Here is a 14,642-nt window from a genome sequence, read left to right on the forward strand (position 1 = left end):
GCTGCCTAGAGTGCCAACTCCGACCCCTTTGCGGGGCACCGTAGCGGAGCAGAGACTCCAAGGAGGCATTGCACATGGCATTCCACGGCAGAACCACCCTGCGCGCCCTGGCGGGCGCCAGCCTCGTGGCCCTGGGCGCTGCCCTTGCGCCCGCCGTGCAGGCGCAGGCCTTCCCGTCCAAGACCCTCAAGTTCGTCGTGCCCTTCGGGCCCGGCAGCGGCACCGACACCTCGGCGCGCTACTTTGCGCGCAAGCTGCAGGACCTCACGGGCCAGTCCGTGGTGGTGGAGAACAAGCCCGGCGCCAACGGCTTCATCGCGGTCAAGCAGGTGCTCTCGGCCCCGGCCGACGGCTACACCGTCTTCATCGGCAGCAACTCCACGCTGGCGGTGAACGCGGCGCTGTTCAAGGAGCTGCCCTACGACCCGGTGAAGGACTTTGCGCCGCTGACCATGATGATGCGTTCGCCCGCCATGCTGGCCACGGCCCCGCAGGCGCCGTTTGCCGACCTCAAGGGGCTGGTCAGCTATGCCAAGGCCCACCCGGGCAAGGTGAACTTCGGCGCCGGCTCGGCCGGCTACCAGCTCATGGGCGAGCTGCTCAACGACAGCGCCGGCGTGCAGACCGTGCATGTGCCGTTCAAGGGCGCCGGCGAGACCATGACCGCCCTCGCGGCGGGCACCGTGGACTACGCCTTTGCCGAAGTCACGGCCGTGCAGGAGCTGGCCAAGGGCGGGCGCGTCAAGGTGCTGGCCGTGGCGGCGGACAAGCGTGTGGCGACCTCGCCCGACGTGCCCACCGCCAGCGAGGCCGGCCTGCCCGGCTTCGAGGCCTACACCTGGGTCGGCGCGATGGTCAGCAGCAAGACACCCCCGGCCGAGACCGCCAAGCTGGCCGAGCTGTTCACCACCATCTCCAAGATGGATGAGACCCGCGCCTTTTACGAGCGCCTGGGCGCCACGCCCATGACCGGCGGCCCCGCCCAGATGCACGAGTTCCAGAAGAACGAGATCGCACTGTGGAAGCGCATCGTCACCCAGGCCAAGGTGCCGCTGCAATGACCTCGCCGGCCGCCCTGCAACCCGGCGCGCTGCAGCACGTGAAAGTGCTGGACCTGTCGCGCGTGCTGGCCGGCCCCTGGGCCGCCCAGACGCTGGGTGACCTGGGCGCCGAGGTCATCAAGGTGGAGCGCCCCGGCAGCGGCGACGACACGCGCGCCTGGGGCCCGCCCTACGTGACCGACCCCGCCGGCCAGCCCACGGGCGAGTCGGCCTACTACATGTGCACCAACCGCAACAAGCAGTCGGTGACCATCGACTTCACCCGCCCCGAAGGGCAGGAGCTGGTGCGGCGCCTGGCGCAGCAATGCGACGTGCTGGTGGAGAACTTCAAGACCGGGGGCCTGGCGCAATACGGGCTGGACTATGCCGCCTTGAGCGCGCTCAACCCGCGCCTGGTGTACTGCTCCATCACGGGCTTCGGGCAGGACGGCCCGTACGCCCACCGCGCCGGCTACGACTTCCTGATCCAGGGCATGGGCGGGCTGATGAGCGTCACCGGCCGCCCCGACGGCGAGGACGGCGGCGGCCCGATGAAGGTGGGCGTGGCGCTCACCGACATCCTCACCGGCCTGTACGCCAGCACCGCCATCCTGGCCGCGCTGCAGGCGCGCGAGCACACCGGCCGCGGCCAGCACATCGACCTGGCGCTGCTGGACGTGGGCGTGGCGTGCCTGGCCAACCAGGGCATGAACTATCTGTACGGCGGCAAGGTGCCGCAGCGCATGGGCAACGCCCACCCCAACACCGTGCCCTACCAGGACTTTCCCACGGCTGACGGCCACATGATCCTGGCCGTGGGCAACGACGGGCAGTTCGCGCGCTTTTCCCACGCCGCGGGCCAGCCCGGCTGGGCGCAGGACGCGCGCTTCGCCACCAACGCCGCGCGCGTGGCGCATCGCCACGAACTGGTGGCGCTGATCCGCGGCGTGACGGTGGGCAAGCCCACGCGCGACTGGATCGCCTTGCTGGAGCAGCACGGCGTGCCCTGCGGCCCCATCAACACCGTGCGCGATGTGTTCGACGACCCGCAGGTGAAGGCGCGCGGCATGCAGATCGCCATGCAGCACCCCCAGGCGGGCAGCGTGCCGCTGGTGGCCAGCCCCCTGCGCCTGTCGGACACCCCGGTGAGCTACCGCCATACGCCCCCGCAACTGGGCCAGCACACCGATGCGGTGCTGGCCCGCCACCTCGGCCTTGCGCCCGAGACACTGCAAACCTACAGAGACAACGGAGTTTTGGGATGAGTACCCTGGATTCACTCGCGCTCACGCGCATCCCCCCCGAGGACGAGGCCCTGCGCGCCGAGGTGCGCGCCTTCCTGGCCGAGGCGATCGCCGAACTGCCCGCGCATATCCGCGCCCGCTCGTGGGGCGGCTACAGCAGCGAGCTGAGCCGCAAGCTGGCCGCCCGCGGCTGGATCGGCGTCACGCTGCCCAAGGAATATGGTGGCGGCGGACGCAGCGCCTTCACGCGCTATGTGCTGGTGGAGGAGTTCCTCGCCTGCGGCGCGCCCGTGGGCTCGCACTGGATTGCCGACCGCCAGAGCGCGCCGCTGATCCTGAAATACGGCACCGAGGCGCAAAAGCAGTTCTACATCCCGCGCGTGTGCAGGGGCGAGGCGTTCTTCTGCATCGGCATGAGCGAGCCGGGCTCGGGCTCGGACCTGGCCAGCGTGAGGACGCGCGCCACGCCCAATGACCAGGGCTTTGTGCTCAACGGCCAGAAGATCTGGACCACCAACGCGCACCACTGCCAGTACATGATTGCGCTGGTGCGCACCTCCGGCAGCAGCGAGGACCGCCACAAGGGCCTGTCGCAGGTCATCGTGGACCTGAAGCTCCCCGGCGTCACGGTGCGCCCGATCGAGGACCTGTCGGGTGACAGCCATTTCTGCGAGGTGTTCTTCGACAACGTGCAGTTGGGCCCCGATGCGCTCATCGGCGCCGAAGGCCAGGGCTGGGAGCAGGTCACGGCCGAGCTGGCCTTCGAGCGCAGCGGGCCCGAGCGGCTGTTCTCCAGCATCGTGCTGTTCGACCAGTGGCTGGATTACGTGCGCACGCCGCAAGGGCGCACGGAGTCGGCCCAGCGTCTCGCAGGCAAGGTGCTCACGCAGCTCAGCCCCCTGCGCGCCATGTCGGTGGCCATTCAGGACAAGCTGGTGCGCGGTGAAAGCCCCATCGTCGAGGCCGCGCTGGTCAAGGAGCTGGGCACCACGCTGGAGCAGATGATCCCCGCGGCGATCGCCGACGACCTGTTCGCCCGCGAGGCGGAGGACGTGCCCGTGGAGCTGCTGATGACCCTGAAATACGTGACCGAGGCCTCGCCCTCGTTCTCTTTGCGCGGCGGCACGCGCGACATCCTGCGCGGGATGATCGCCCGGGGCCTGGGCCTGCGCTGAAACGGAGCCACGACATGAGCCAAGACAACGATCTGTTTGCCGACGCGGCTCGCCAGGTGCTGGCCGACCAGTGCACCCCCCCGGTGGTGCGCGCCATTGAATCCGGCGGGCGCGCCGCGCCCGCGACGCAGCTGCTGTGGGCGCAGCTGGAGGCCACGGGCCTCGCCGATGCGCTGCTGCCCGAGGAAGAGGGCGGCGCCGGCTTGGGCCTGACCCAGGTGTTCGGCGTGCTGGAGCAATGCGGCGCGCATGCGCTGCCGCTGCCGCTGGGCGAGACCATGGTGGCGCGCGCGCTGCTGGCCCAGGCTGGCGTAGCGCGCCCCGCCGGCAGCATCACGCTGGCGCGTGGCGAGCGGCTGCCCGATGGCGGCCTGCGCTCTGCCCTCGTGCGCGGCGGCCAGGTGGCCGATCATGTGCTGGTGCAGGCCGGCAGCGCCTGGCACCTGCTGGCCACGGCCGATGCGCAGGCTGCGCCCCAGGCGCTGGCGCTGGATGCCGCCCTGGCCTGGACTGCTGCCCAGGTGGAGGCCGCGCCCGGGGTGCCGGTGGATGCCGCGCAGGACGCCCGCACCCTGCAGGCCGCCGTGGTGGCCCCGCAGATGGCCGGCGCGCTGGGCGACGTGTTCCGCCGCACGCTGCAGTACGCCAACGAGCGCCAGCAGTTCGGCCGCCCCATCGGCAAGTTCCAGGCCATCCAGCACCAGCTGGCGGTGATGAGCGAGCATGTGTTCGCTGCGCGCATGGCTGCGCAGCTGGGCTGCAACGGCGCCGGTGTGCTGCCCGACCGGCTGCGTGTGGCCACCGCCAAGGCGCGCTGCAGCGAGGCCGCATTGGCCGTGGCCGAGTTCGCCCACGCCATCCACGGCGCCATCGGCTTCACCGCGGAATACGACCTGCAGCTGTTCACCCGCCGCCTGCACGCCTGGCGCCAGACGGCCGGCAGCGAGTCTTACTGGCACGGCGTGGCCGGCCAGGCGCTGCTGGCGCACGGCGGGCTGACGCTGGACCTCGTGCGCCGCATCACCGATGTGGAAATGACGCTCTGAAAACCATAGCTGTTTGCGCATATCAATCAAGGAATTCAATGTGTTTTCATGTTGAAATCAAGCAGTGATGTGCGCTGGACGCTCCTATTTTTGACTACGGAGAGACACCATGGCCTTCCTGACCATTGAACGCGACGGCGGCATCCTGACCGCCACCATGAACCAGCCCGAGACGCGCAATGCGCTCACCGGCAACACGGCCGTGCAGGAGTTCGTGCAGCTGTGCGACACCGTGCGCAAGGACGCCAGCGTGAAGGTGCTGATCCTCACCGGCGCAGGCCCCATCTTCAGCTCGGGCGGCAACGTCAAGGACATGCAGCGCTTCTTCGACGATGCGCTCACGCCCGACCTGATCCGCGAGGAATACCGCCAGGGCATCCAGCAGATTCCCAACGCGCTGCACCAGCTCGACGTGCCGGTGATCTGCGCCGTCAACGGCCCGGCCATCGGCGCGGGGCTGGACCTGACCTGCATGTGCGACATCCGCATCGCGGCCGAGAACGCCACCTTCGCAGAAAGCTTCGTGCGCGTGGGCATCGTGCCCGGCGACGGCGGTGCCTGGCTGCTGCCGCGGGCCGTGGGCATGGCCAAGGCGTCCGAGATGGCTTTCACCGGAGAGGCCATCAGCGCCCAGGAGGCCCTGGCCTGCGGCCTGGTGAGCCGCGTGGTGCCGGCCGACCAGCTCCTGCCCACCGCGCGCGCGCTGGCCGAGAAGATCGCCGCCAACCCCGGTGCCGTGATGCGCATGACCAAGCGGCTGCTGCGCGAGGGCGAGCACGCCTCGCTGGCCTCGCTGCTGGAGATCTCCGCCGGCTACCAGGCCATCGCCCACAAGACGGCCGACCACCGCGAGGCGGTCACCGCCTTCATCGAGAAGCGCGCCCCGCGTTTCCAGTAGACCGAATCAGCCATCGGCGGACAAGGAAAGGCCCGGCGGCCGTTCGATAATGCCGCCATGGCTTCTCCCCACAAACGCTTTTCGATGATCCGCGAGTTCCACCTCGCGGACTGGTTCACGCTGGGCAACGCAGTGTGCGGCGTCGGGGCGCTTTTCTCGTCGATGACCTATCTGGAAACGTCGGACGTGCGCCATGTGTACTTCGCCTGTGCGCTGGTGCTGGCGGCGCTGGTGTTTGACGTGCTGGACGGGCGCATCGCGCGCTGGCGGCAGAAAAGCTCGGCCATGGGGCGCGAGCTGGATTCGCTGGCCGACGTGATCTCCTTTGGCGTGGCGCCCGCCATCATCGCCTACGCCTGCGGCATGCAGGGGCTGTACGACCGCGTGGTGCTGGCCTTTTTCGTGGCCTGCGGCGTGTCGCGCCTGGCGCGCTTCAACATCACGGCCGAAACGCTGGCCGAGGGCCCGTCGGGCAAGGTCAAGTACTTCGAGGGCACGCCGATCCCCACCTCCATCGTGCTCGTGGGGCTGATGGCCGTGGCCGCCAGCGTGGGCGCGGTGCGCGGCCAGCTGTGGCTGGGGTCGGTGACGATCGGCGGCTTCACGCTGCACCCGCTGGTGCTGCTGTTCGCACTGTCGGGCTCGCTGATGATCAGCCGCATCCGCATTCCGAAGTTCTGAGCATCCCCCCGCGGCGCTGGCGCACCTTTCCCCTTCTCTCGCCGCGCTGCGCGGCGGGAAGGGGGCGCAGCCGGTGGACTGGCGAAGCCAGATCCGCGGCGGCCAGGCCTGGGGTGCGCCCGGGTTCGCCGCACGTCCTGATACGGTGGCAGCGGCGCAGCGCAGGTACACTTTGCGGCTTCGAGGCGGCGCCCGTGCGCGGCGTCTTTTTTCCCATCCGAACCGCTTCATGGCCGTTGATACGGCGGGCCAGGCCCGCACCCACCTAGACCTCAAGAGTGCCCAGCTGCCCGTGGTGGCCATGGTGCTCAAGACCACCGACGTGGCCAGCATCGCCGCCGAGCTGGCTGCCCGCAGGGCCGACGACCCCGAATTTTTCGACAACGACCCGGTGCTGATCGACCTCTCGGCCGTACAGGACGAGCCGCAGCCCATCGACTTCGCCGCGCTGGTCAAGACGCTGCGCAGCCACCGCACGCAGCCCGTGGCCGTGCGCGGCGGCAGCAGCGCGCAGAGGCAGGACGCGCACGACGCGGGCCTGATTGCCGCCCCCGACGCGCCGCCCCCCCGCATGCAGGCGCCGCGTGAGAACACTCCCCGCGAGGTGGTCCACGAAGTCATCCGCGAGGTGGAGGTCGTGCGCGAGGTCCCCGTGCCCGCGCCGGCGCCGGGGACCGTGGTGGTGGACAAGCCGCTGCGCTCGGGCCAGCAGGTGTATGCCCGCGGCTCGGACCTGGTGGTGATGGCCGTGGTCAGCTTTGGCGCCGAGGTGATCGCCGACGGCAACATCCACGTGTACGCACCGCTGCGCGGGCGCGCCATCGCCGGCGCGCGCGGCGACACCAGCGCCCGGATTTTCAGCACCTGCATGGAGCCGCAACTGGTCTCCGTGGCAGGCATCTACCGCACCACCGAGACCGAGCTGCCCGACAACGTGCGCGGCAAGCCGGCCCAGGTGCGGCTGGACGGTGAGAAGCTGCTCATCGAGCCGCTGTGACCGTCCCCCCCCTTTCTTACTCCACAGACCGCAACGCAAGGACCTCTCAGAACATGGCCAAAATCGTCGTCGTGACCTCCGGCAAGGGGGGCGTGGGCAAGACCACCACCAGTGCCGCCTTCGCATCGGGCCTGGCGCTCGCCGGCCACAAGACCGCCGTCATCGACTTTGACGTCGGCCTGCGCAACCTGGACCTCATCATGGGCTGCGAGCGCCGCGTGGTGTATGACCTGATCAACGTGATCCAGGGCGAGGCCAACCTGAACCAGGCCCTCATCAAGGACAAGCAGTGCGAGAACCTGTTCGTGCTGGCCGCCAGCCAGACGCGCGACAAGGACGCGCTCACGCAGGACGGCGTGGGCAAGGTGCTCAAGGACCTCGCCGACATGGGCTTTGACTACATCGTCTGCGACTCGCCCGCCGGCATCGAAAGCGGTGCGCTGATGGCCATGCACTTCGCCGACGAGGCGCTGCTGGTCACCAACCCCGAAGTCTCCAGCGTGCGCGACTCCGACCGCATCCTGGGCATGCTCAGCAGCAAGACCAAGCGCGCCATCGAAGGCGGCGAGCCCGTCAAGGAACACCTGCTGATCACGCGCTACAACCCCCATCGTGTGGAAGACGGCCAGATGCTGAGCCTGGAGGACATCCAGGACATTCTGCGCATCAAGCTCATCGGCGTGATCCCCGAGTCCGAGAGCGTGCTGCAGGCCTCCAACCAGGGCCTGCCCGCCATCCACCTGTCGGGCACCGATGTGTCCGAGGCCTACAAGGACGTGGTTGCGCGCTTCCTGGGCGAGGACAAGCCCCTGCGTTTCATCGAGGCGGCCAAGCCCGGCTTCTTCAAGCGCATCTTCGGCGGGAGGTAAGCGAGATGTCCCTGCTGTCCTTCCTGCTCGGCGAGAAGAAAAAGACGGCCTCGGTGGCCAAGGAGCGCCTGCAGATCATCCTGGCGCACGAGCGCAGCGGCCGCAGCGCCGGCCAGCCCGACTATCTGCCCGCGCTGCAGCGCGAGCTGGTGGCGGTGATCTCCAAGTACGTGAAGATCAACGCCGACGACCTGAAGGTCCACTTCGAGCGCCAGGACGACCTGGAAGTGCTGGAGGTGAAGATCGAACTGCCCGAGGCGACAGCCAAGTAACGGGCAGATATCCGGCCCGTTCCGCCCAGCCCCGAAGCGGCCGGGCGTGCCCGCGCTCCGGCGCAAGCCGGGGCGGCTATTTCTCCATCGGGCGGGCTACGGTGGCCGAAAGGCTTCCCAGCGGATGCTCCGTATAGAACACCCCCCCGTGGTACAGCAGGGGCGAGGCGCCTTCCCGGTGGCTGCAGCGCTCCACCTGGCCGACGAAGATCGTGTGGTCGCCCTCCACGTACTGGCTGCGGTTGAAGCACTCGAACACGGCCGCCGCGCCGTCCAGCACCGGCACGCCGCTCAGTCCCAGGCGGTAGGCCACGCCGGCGAAGCGGTCTATGCCGCGCGTGGCGAACTGCTCGGCCAGGGCGCGCTGTTCCACCGTCAGCACATTGATGGCGTAGTGCGTGGCACGGGAAAAAGCGGGCAGCGACGACGTCTTGTGCCCCAGGCTCCACAGCACCAGCGGCGGCTCCAGCGACACCGAGTTGAACGAGTTTGCCGTCATGCCGATCAGCGCGCCGCCTTCCCCGCGCGCCGTGACGATGGTCACGCCTGTGGCGAACATGCCCAGCGCGTCGCGGAACTCGCGTGGCGTGAAGACGGGAGGTTGGCTGGAGGGCGGGTGGGGCAGGCGGCTGTTCACGAAGGGGGCGGCGCCCTGGGCGCGCCGCGTAGGGCAATGGGAGGGCTATTATCAGTCTGCACCAGCGCGCCTGCAGCGCGCATGCCCTGCGGCCCTGGACCCTGCGATGTCTCTTCTTCCACGCTTTTCCCTGCTCGGCTCCGGCCCTACCGTGTTGCTGCTGCACGATGCCGATGGCGATCACCTGGGCTTTGCCCCGACGCTGGAAACCCTGGCCGCCGCGGGCTATCGCGCCGTGGCATGGGACATGCCGGGCTATGGCGGCAGTGCGCCGGTGGAGCCCTACAACTTCAAGGGCCTGGCCCAGCGTGCGCTGCTGTTGCTCGATGCCCTGCGGTGCGAGCAGGTGGTGCTGGTCGGCCACGGCCTGGGGGCGATGCTGGCGCTGGAGATCGCCGTTCGGGCACCGCTGCGCGTGCGGCGGCTGGTGCTGTGTGCCGGCGGCCCGGCGCTGGACGAGGCCGCCACCGCCGTGTGGGTGGCGCCGCGCCTTGCGGGCCTGGACGATGGACGGGACATGGCCCGGCTGGCCGACCCTACCGTGGCGCGCGACGCCGGCCCCGGCGCGCTGCCCGAGGGGCTGCAGCTTGCACGGCACGCCATGGGCCGCGTGCCGCCCGCCACCTACCGCCGTGCGTTGGAAGCCCTTACGGCTTTCGCGCGGCGTGCGCCGGAACTTGTGCGCCTGCAGGTGCCCGCGCTGCTCGTCGGGGGTGAGTACGACCGCTGCACTCCGCCCGAGGCGCTGCTCGCCCTGGCCCATGTGCTGCCCGATGCGCGTGCCGTGCTGCTGCCCGGCGTGGGCCACTGGCCGCAGCTTGAAGACCCCGAAGGTTTCGAGGCGGCGCTGCTGGACTTCCTGGCCGGCCCGGCGCCGGTGCTGCACTGAACGCGTGCGCGGTGATCCCTCACCGCAAATCGCTTACCCGCCCCTGACCGCGACCGCGCACCGCTGCGCAATAAACCACATCGCGCGCCCGCGCTTTTGGTTAGGCTGGAGTGTTTTTCACAACATTGCGGAGACACGATGATGGCCATGAGACCCAGACACTGGGCAGGGGCGCTGGCGCTGTGGGCGTTGGCGGGCATGGCGGGCGCCCAGCCCGTGAAGGTGGGGGTCATCGGCCCCTTTTCGGGGCCGTCGTCGGACTTCGGCACGCCCATGCTGCAGGGCATCCAGCTCGCGGTGGAGCAGTTCAACGCCGTGGGCGGCTACCTGGGCCGGCCTGTGGAGCTGGTGGTCAAGGACGACCAGGGCTCGCCCGACACCGGCCGTCAACGCTCGCAGGAACTGGCCAGAGAAGGCGTGGTGGCTGCCCTGGGCTTTTGCAACACCGGCGTGGCGATGAAATCGCTGGACGTGTTCCAGCAGGCGAAGCTGCCCTTGATCGTGCCGTGCGCCACGGGCACCCCTGTGACACGCACCTATCCGGCGGCGCAGAGCTTCATCTTCCGCACCTCGGCCCCCGACAACATCCAGGCGCCCTTCGTGGTGGAGGACATCCTGCGCCGCGGCTGGACGCGCGTGGCCCTCTTTGCCGACGACACGGGCTACGGCCAGGCCGGGCGCAAGGACGTGGAAGCGGCGCTCGCCGCGCACCAGCTCACGCCCGTGTACGCGACCAACTTCCCTCTGGGCGTGAAGAGCCTGGCGCCCCAGTTGCAGGCCGCGCGCGATGCGGGCGCACAGGTCATCTTCAGCTACACCGTGGGGCCGGAGAACGCCGTCATTGCCCAAGGCCGCAAGGAGCTGGGCTGGAAGGTGCCGCAGGTCGGCGGCTGGACGCTGTCGTTCCCGTTCTTCATCCAGGGCGGCAAGGACGCCGCCGAGGGAGCGCTGACGGCGCAGACCTTCATCGCCGAGCCCAGCAACGAACGCCGCGCCTCGTTCCTGAGCACCTACGCGCGCGCCTTCAAAGGCCGCCCGGCCGTGCCGATGGCGGCGGCGCAAGGGTACGACGCGGCCTACCTGCTGATGTATGCACTGCTGGGCATCCGCGACGGGCAGGTCAACGGCACGGCCCTCAAGCATTCGCTGGAGAACCTGCAGCGCGTGTATTACGGCGTGGTGGCGACCTACGAGCGGCCCTTCTCGGCCGAGGAGAAAGAAGCCATCACCCCCAACATGCTGGTGATGGGCAAGGTGCAGGCCGGCGCGGTGACCTTCGCCTACCCCGAGGATGCCAAGCGCAACCTGCTGGTGCAGCGCAAACGCTGAGGTGCGAGCCGCTCAGGCCAGGCGCGGCGCCCCGTAGGCGGCAGCGGGCGTGTCGTCGCCCAGAAAGGCGAAGTCCATGGCTGGCCGCTCGCCGCTCAGCAGCTCGGCCATCGCCTTGCCCGAGCCAGCGCCATGCGTCCAGCCCAGCGTGCCGTGGCCGGCGTTCACCCACAGGCCGTGCAGCGGCGTACGGCCGATGAACGGGATGTTGGTGGGCGTGGCGGGGCGCAGGCCGGTCCAGTACTGCGGATCTCCGCCTTCCTCGGGCGTGCGCGTGTCGCACACGCCGGGCAGGATGGTCTCAATGCGGCGCGACAGCATGTGGCAGCGCGCGCGCGCCACAGGGCTGTCCAGCGACAGGTCGTAGCCGCCCAGCTCGATGGTGCCGGCCACGCGCAGCACGTTGCCCAGGCGGCTCATGGCGATCTTCTTGCCGTCGTCGATGGTGGAAACCATGGGCGCGCCCTCCGGTTTGAGCAGCGGGAACGTGGCGCTGTAGCCCTTGCCGGGGTAGATGGGCAGGTGCACACCCACGCCCCGCAGCAGCGGTGCGCTGTAGCTGCCGCATGCAACGACCACGGCATCGGCTTTCAGTATTTGGTCTTTTTGGCCTGTAGCGCTTTCCTGGCGAGCGCGAATAGCTATTGATTCAATAGCGTTGCCGGAGCGGTTCAGGCGCAGCACGTCGTGACCGTAGAGGAACTGCACGCCACGCTCGGCGCAGCGGCGGGCCAGCGCCTGGGTGAATACGCGCGCGTCGCCGCTCTCGTCGGTGCTGGTGTAGGTGCCGCCGGTGATGCGGTCGCCGTAAGCGCGGAAGGCCGGCTCGATGGCGAGCAGCTCGTCGCGGCTGACCACGCGCCGCTGCACGCCGAAGCGGCGCATCAGTTCCACGGCGTGGGCCGCGTCGTCAAAGGACTTCTGGTCGGTGTAGAAGTGCGCGATGCCGCGTTCCAGCCGGTGGTACTCGATGCCCGTGGCGCGCACTATGTCCTTGAGTGCGGCATGGCTGTACGCGCCCAGCGCCACGATCTGCTGCACGTTGCGTGCGAAGGCCGTGTCGTTGCACTGCGCCAGGAACTTCAGGCACCAGCGCCATTGCTCCCAGTCGAGCTGGGGGCGAAACAGCAGCGGCGCTTCCTTGTCGAACATCCACTTGAGGGCCTTCCATGGCGCCTCGCGGTTGGCCCAGGGCTCGCAGTAGCTCACCGAGATCTGCGCCGCGTTGGCAAAACTGGTCTCCAGCGCCGCGTCGGGCTGGCGGTCGACCACAGTGACTTCATGCCCGCGCTCGCGCAGATGCCAGGCGGTGCTAATGCCGATGATGCCGGCGCCCAGGACGATGGTTTTCATGGCGCGCAGTGTGCTGCGGCCCAATGAAAAACAAAAGCGTGATTAAACTTCTTCGGAATTCATCAGAATGACTAATGGATACCGACCGTGAGCACATTTGACCCCGCTGCCCTGGAATGCCTGGCCGCCATCGTCGAAGAGGGCGGTTTCGAGCGCGCCGCGCGCCGCCTGAACATCACCCAGTCCGCCGTGTCGCAGCGCCTGCGTGCGCTGGAGGCGCAGGTGGGGTCGGTGCTCATCGTGCGCAGCCGGCCGCTCAAGCCCACTTCGGCTGGGCAGTTGCTGCTCAAGCACACCAAGCAGTTGCGCCTGCTGCGCGCCGACCTGGAGCGCGATCTGCAGGACCTCATGCCCAGCGGGCGCGGCGGCGGCCGCGAGGAAGAGCGCATCGCCATCGCCATCAACGCTGACAGCATCGCGACCTGGGCGGTGGACGCGCTCGGCGATCTGGTGCGCCAGCGCCTGCCGCTGGAGATCATTGCCGACGACCAGGACTTCACGCAGGAGTGGCTGCGCTCGGGCCAGGTCATGGGCTGCGTGACGACGTTGAAGAGCGCGCTGCGCGGCTGTCGCATGGTGCCCCTGGGCGCGATGCAGTACGTCGCCGTGGCCGCGCCAGAGCTGGCGCGCCGCCAACTGCCGCAAGGGCTCACGGCGCACAACTTCCGCGACGTGCCTTTCGTCTCGTTCAACCGCAAGGACGATATGCAGGCCGAGTTCGTCACGCGCACCTTTGGCCTGAAACGCGTGTCGCTCAGCCGCGTATTCGTGCCCAGCTCGGAGGGCCAGGTGCGCGCCGTGGCCGCGGGCTGGGGCGTGAGCGTGGTGCCCGAGCTGCTCGCGCGCCCCTGGCTGCAGCAGGGCCGGCTGGTGGACCTGGCGCCGGGCCATACGCTGCCCATCCAGCTGTACTGGCACTCATGGAACCTGGAGTCGGAAGTGCTGGATGCGCTGGCCGATGCGCTCACCAGCGCGGCGGCGCAGTACCTGTCGGCCTGACGGCACACGCGGATGGGGGTCTTTAGGGTTATCGGCCTGCGCGGGGTGAAGGCTCGCTAACATCGCCCGCATGAACACGTTGCAGCCGCCCCGTCCGTCCTTCAAGGAGCAGATGCTCCGGGCGCGCGAGGATGCCATCGTGGAGGCCGCGAGCCGCCTGCTGGGCGAAAAAGGCTTCGAGACCATGACCGTGGACGAGGTCGCCGCGGCCGTGGGCATTGCCAAGGCCAGCCTGTACAAACACTTTGCCGGCAAGGACGACCTGTGCTCGGCCGCCATGGTGCATGTAGTGGAGCGCCTGCAGCGCTTTCTGGCGGCGCTGCCGGCCGAACTGGGCGCCATGCAGCGCCTGCACGCGCTGCTGTGCTGGACGCTGCAGTTGCAACTGGCCGACGAGGTGCCGCTGCTGCCCAGCCGCAACTCCGCGCTGGCCCAGGCGCTGCGCGCCTGCGACGCCTACCAGGCATCGATGCAGGAGGTGCATGCCTGCATCCTCGGCTGGATCGTCGAGGCACAGGCCCAGGGACAGCTGCGGCGCGAGTTGCCGCCCGATGTGATCCTGTGTGCGCTGCTGGCGCGCAATGCCGATCCCATGCTCGGCATGCTGCGCGACCGCGGCTATGCGGACGAGCGCATCATCGACTGGGCCGCGGACACCTGCCTGAGCGGCCTGGCGAGCGGCCCCGCCATGCGGGTGGCCTGATCAGCGCACCAGCAGTACCGGCACCTGGCAGTTGGCCAGCACCTGCGTGCTGACCGAGCCCATCACCAGCTTGCCCAGCGAGCCGTGGCCGTGCGTGCCCATGACGATCAGGTCGTACTTGCCGGACTCGGCCACCTTGGCGATGGTCTCGCCCGCCGGGCCCACCTTGGTCATGGTCTTGAGCTGCACGCCATGACGCGCCATGAACTTCACGACGGGCGACAGCACCTTTTCGCCTTCCTCAGCGTGGTACTTGTCCACGACTTCCTTGCCGAGCGCGGCGCGCGCGCGGGGAGGCAACTGGGGCTGCACGGTGATGGCCGTGTAGGTGTGTGAGCTGCCCAGCATCTCGTCGTGAGCGGCCAGGTAGGCCAGCATTTTCTTGGTGTAGATGCTGCCGTCGACAGCAAGCAGGATGTTCATTCGAAGTGCTCCGGAAACGAGAAATCAGACTAATCCGCGCTGGCGCCTGTTGTCTTGACTTCAGTCATATTTTTGATGCGGTGCGCG

Annotated in this window: 16 protein-coding genes; 13 read left to right on the forward strand and 3 right to left on the reverse strand. The window is 69.0% G+C overall.

The genetic code is table 11. The features are described from left to right. Positions 1 to 74 precede the first annotated feature (74 nt). The 9 genes from HND92_RS00405 to minE all read left to right on the forward strand — a co-directional run bounded on the left by HND92_RS00405 (position 75) and on the right by minE (position 8,222). A complete protein-coding gene (locus HND92_RS00405; protein ID WP_172205050.1) occupies positions 75 to 1,061 on the forward strand; it encodes a tripartite tricarboxylate transporter substrate binding protein in 987 nt (328 codons plus the stop codon). Continuing rightward, complete coding sequence (locus HND92_RS00410; RefSeq protein ID WP_172205053.1) at positions 1,058 to 2,305, forward strand: CaiB/BaiF CoA-transferase family protein; 1,248 nt, start codon at positions 1,058 to 1,060, stop codon at positions 2,303 to 2,305. The genes HND92_RS00405 and HND92_RS00410 overlap by 4 nt, the downstream gene beginning before the upstream one ends. Continuing rightward, entirely contained in the window at positions 2,302 to 3,459 is a 1,158-nt protein-coding gene (locus HND92_RS00415; protein WP_172205056.1) for an acyl-CoA dehydrogenase family protein, read from the forward strand. Before HND92_RS00410 ends, HND92_RS00415 begins: the two co-directional genes overlap by 4 nt. 14 nt (positions 3,460 to 3,473) lie before the next feature. Further along, positions 3,474 to 4,505, forward strand: coding sequence for an acyl-CoA dehydrogenase family protein (locus HND92_RS00420; RefSeq protein WP_172205059.1), 1,032 nt, complete (start codon positions 3,474 to 3,476; stop codon positions 4,503 to 4,505). A gap of 109 nt (positions 4,506 to 4,614) precedes the next feature. After that, the gene (locus tag HND92_RS00425; protein WP_172205062.1) at positions 4,615 to 5,403 is read left to right on the forward strand and encodes a crotonase/enoyl-CoA hydratase family protein; all 789 of its coding nucleotides are present in this window, start codon (positions 4,615 to 4,617) and stop codon (positions 5,401 to 5,403) included. A 57-nt stretch (positions 5,404 to 5,460) separates the two neighbouring features. Beyond that, positions 5,461 to 6,084 carry a CDP-diacylglycerol--serine O-phosphatidyltransferase gene (pssA, locus tag HND92_RS00430; RefSeq protein ID WP_011803534.1) on the forward strand — a complete coding sequence of 208 codons (624 nt, stop codon included), beginning with the start codon at positions 5,461 to 5,463 and terminating at the stop codon, positions 6,082 to 6,084. A 229-nt stretch (positions 6,085 to 6,313) separates the two neighbouring features. Then, positions 6,314 to 7,081: a septum site-determining protein MinC gene (gene minC / locus HND92_RS00435; RefSeq protein ID WP_011803535.1), complete on the forward strand. Its 768-nt coding sequence runs from the start codon at positions 6,314 to 6,316 to the stop codon at positions 7,079 to 7,081. Positions 7,082 to 7,134: 53 nt separating this feature from the next. Further along, positions 7,135 to 7,950 carry a septum site-determining protein MinD gene (gene minD / locus HND92_RS00440; protein ID WP_011803536.1) on the forward strand — a complete coding sequence of 272 codons (816 nt, stop codon included), beginning with the start codon at positions 7,135 to 7,137 and terminating at the stop codon, positions 7,948 to 7,950. A 5-nt stretch (positions 7,951 to 7,955) separates the two neighbouring features. After that, complete coding sequence (minE, locus tag HND92_RS00445) at positions 7,956 to 8,222, forward strand: cell division topological specificity factor MinE (RefSeq protein WP_011803537.1); 267 nt, start codon at positions 7,956 to 7,958, stop codon at positions 8,220 to 8,222. A gap of 76 nt (positions 8,223 to 8,298) precedes the next feature. Here minE and HND92_RS00450 read toward each other — a convergent pair whose 3' ends face one another. Then, on the reverse strand, positions 8,299 to 8,859 hold the full coding sequence (locus HND92_RS00450; protein ID WP_172205065.1) for a flavin reductase family protein: 561 nt from the start codon (positions 8,857 to 8,859) through the stop codon (positions 8,299 to 8,301). A 106-nt stretch (positions 8,860 to 8,965) separates the two neighbouring features. Here HND92_RS00450 and HND92_RS00455 point away from each other — a divergent pair, with 106 nt between their 5' ends. Together HND92_RS00455 and HND92_RS00460 are read left to right on the forward strand one after the other, a co-directional pair. Beyond that, positions 8,966 to 9,748 (forward strand): alpha/beta fold hydrolase, encoded by a 783-nt coding sequence (locus HND92_RS00455; protein ID WP_012655198.1) that lies wholly within the window; start codon positions 8,966 to 8,968, stop codon positions 9,746 to 9,748. A gap of 138 nt (positions 9,749 to 9,886) precedes the next feature. Further along, positions 9,887 to 11,077, forward strand: coding sequence for an ABC transporter substrate-binding protein (locus tag HND92_RS00460; RefSeq protein ID WP_011803540.1), 1,191 nt, complete (start codon positions 9,887 to 9,889; stop codon positions 11,075 to 11,077). Positions 11,078 to 11,089: 12 nt separating this feature from the next. Here HND92_RS00460 and HND92_RS00465 read toward each other — a convergent pair whose 3' ends face one another. Next, positions 11,090 to 12,430: a D-amino acid dehydrogenase gene (locus HND92_RS00465; protein ID WP_172205069.1), complete on the reverse strand. Its 1,341-nt coding sequence runs from the start codon at positions 12,428 to 12,430 to the stop codon at positions 11,090 to 11,092. 87 nt (positions 12,431 to 12,517) lie between these two features. Here HND92_RS00465 and HND92_RS00470 point away from each other — a divergent pair, with 87 nt between their 5' ends. Both HND92_RS00470 and HND92_RS00475 read left to right on the forward strand, forming a co-directional pair. Further along, positions 12,518 to 13,429, forward strand: a complete 912-nt coding sequence (locus tag HND92_RS00470) for a LysR family transcriptional regulator ArgP (RefSeq protein WP_011803542.1) — start codon at positions 12,518 to 12,520, stop codon at positions 13,427 to 13,429. A 70-nt stretch (positions 13,430 to 13,499) separates the two neighbouring features. Further along, entirely contained in the window at positions 13,500 to 14,132 is a 633-nt protein-coding gene (locus tag HND92_RS00475; RefSeq protein ID WP_172205072.1) for a TetR/AcrR family transcriptional regulator, read from the forward strand. Here HND92_RS00475 and HND92_RS00480 read toward each other — a convergent pair whose 3' ends face one another. Continuing rightward, positions 14,133 to 14,555 (reverse strand): universal stress protein, encoded by a 423-nt coding sequence (locus HND92_RS00480; protein WP_047350123.1) that lies wholly within the window; start codon positions 14,553 to 14,555, stop codon positions 14,133 to 14,135. Positions 14,556 to 14,642: the final 87 nt, after the last annotated feature.

The sequence above is a fragment of the Diaphorobacter sp. JS3050 genome (assembly GCF_013154915.1).
GTDB lineage: Bacteria > Pseudomonadota > Gammaproteobacteria > Burkholderiales > Burkholderiaceae_C > Diaphorobacter > Diaphorobacter nitroreducens.

Excerpts from the sequence above, each read along its gene's own strand:
- HND92_RS00410 (WP_172205053.1), top strand. The coding sequence starts at position 1,058 with ATGACCTCGCCGGCCGCCCTGCAACCCGGCGCGCTGCAGCACGTGAAA.
- minC (WP_011803535.1), top strand. The coding sequence starts at position 6,314 with ATGGCCGTTGATACGGCGGGCCAGGCCCGCACCCACCTAGACCTCAAG.
- HND92_RS00475 (WP_172205072.1), top strand. The coding sequence starts at position 13,500 with ATGAACACGTTGCAGCCGCCCCGTCCGTCCTTCAAGGAGCAGATGCTC.
- HND92_RS00455 (WP_012655198.1), top strand. The coding sequence starts at position 8,966 with ATGTCTCTTCTTCCACGCTTTTCCCTGCTCGGCTCCGGCCCTACCGTG.
- HND92_RS00420 (WP_172205059.1), top strand. The coding sequence starts at position 3,474 with ATGAGCCAAGACAACGATCTGTTTGCCGACGCGGCTCGCCAGGTGCTG.
- HND92_RS00465 (WP_172205069.1), bottom strand. The coding sequence starts at position 12,430 with ATGAAAACCATCGTCCTGGGCGCCGGCATCATCGGCATTAGCACCGCC.
- HND92_RS00480 (WP_047350123.1), bottom strand. The coding sequence starts at position 14,555 with ATGAACATCCTGCTTGCTGTCGACGGCAGCATCTACACCAAGAAAATG.
- HND92_RS00405 (WP_172205050.1), top strand. The coding sequence starts at position 75 with ATGGCATTCCACGGCAGAACCACCCTGCGCGCCCTGGCGGGCGCCAGC.
- HND92_RS00415 (WP_172205056.1), top strand. The coding sequence starts at position 2,302 with ATGAGTACCCTGGATTCACTCGCGCTCACGCGCATCCCCCCCGAGGAC.
- minD (WP_011803536.1), top strand. The coding sequence starts at position 7,135 with ATGGCCAAAATCGTCGTCGTGACCTCCGGCAAGGGGGGCGTGGGCAAG.
- minE (WP_011803537.1), top strand. The coding sequence starts at position 7,956 with ATGTCCCTGCTGTCCTTCCTGCTCGGCGAGAAGAAAAAGACGGCCTCG.
- pssA (WP_011803534.1), top strand. The coding sequence starts at position 5,461 with ATGGCTTCTCCCCACAAACGCTTTTCGATGATCCGCGAGTTCCACCTC.
- HND92_RS00460 (WP_011803540.1), top strand. The coding sequence starts at position 9,887 with ATGATGGCCATGAGACCCAGACACTGGGCAGGGGCGCTGGCGCTGTGG.
- HND92_RS00425 (WP_172205062.1), top strand. The coding sequence starts at position 4,615 with ATGGCCTTCCTGACCATTGAACGCGACGGCGGCATCCTGACCGCCACC.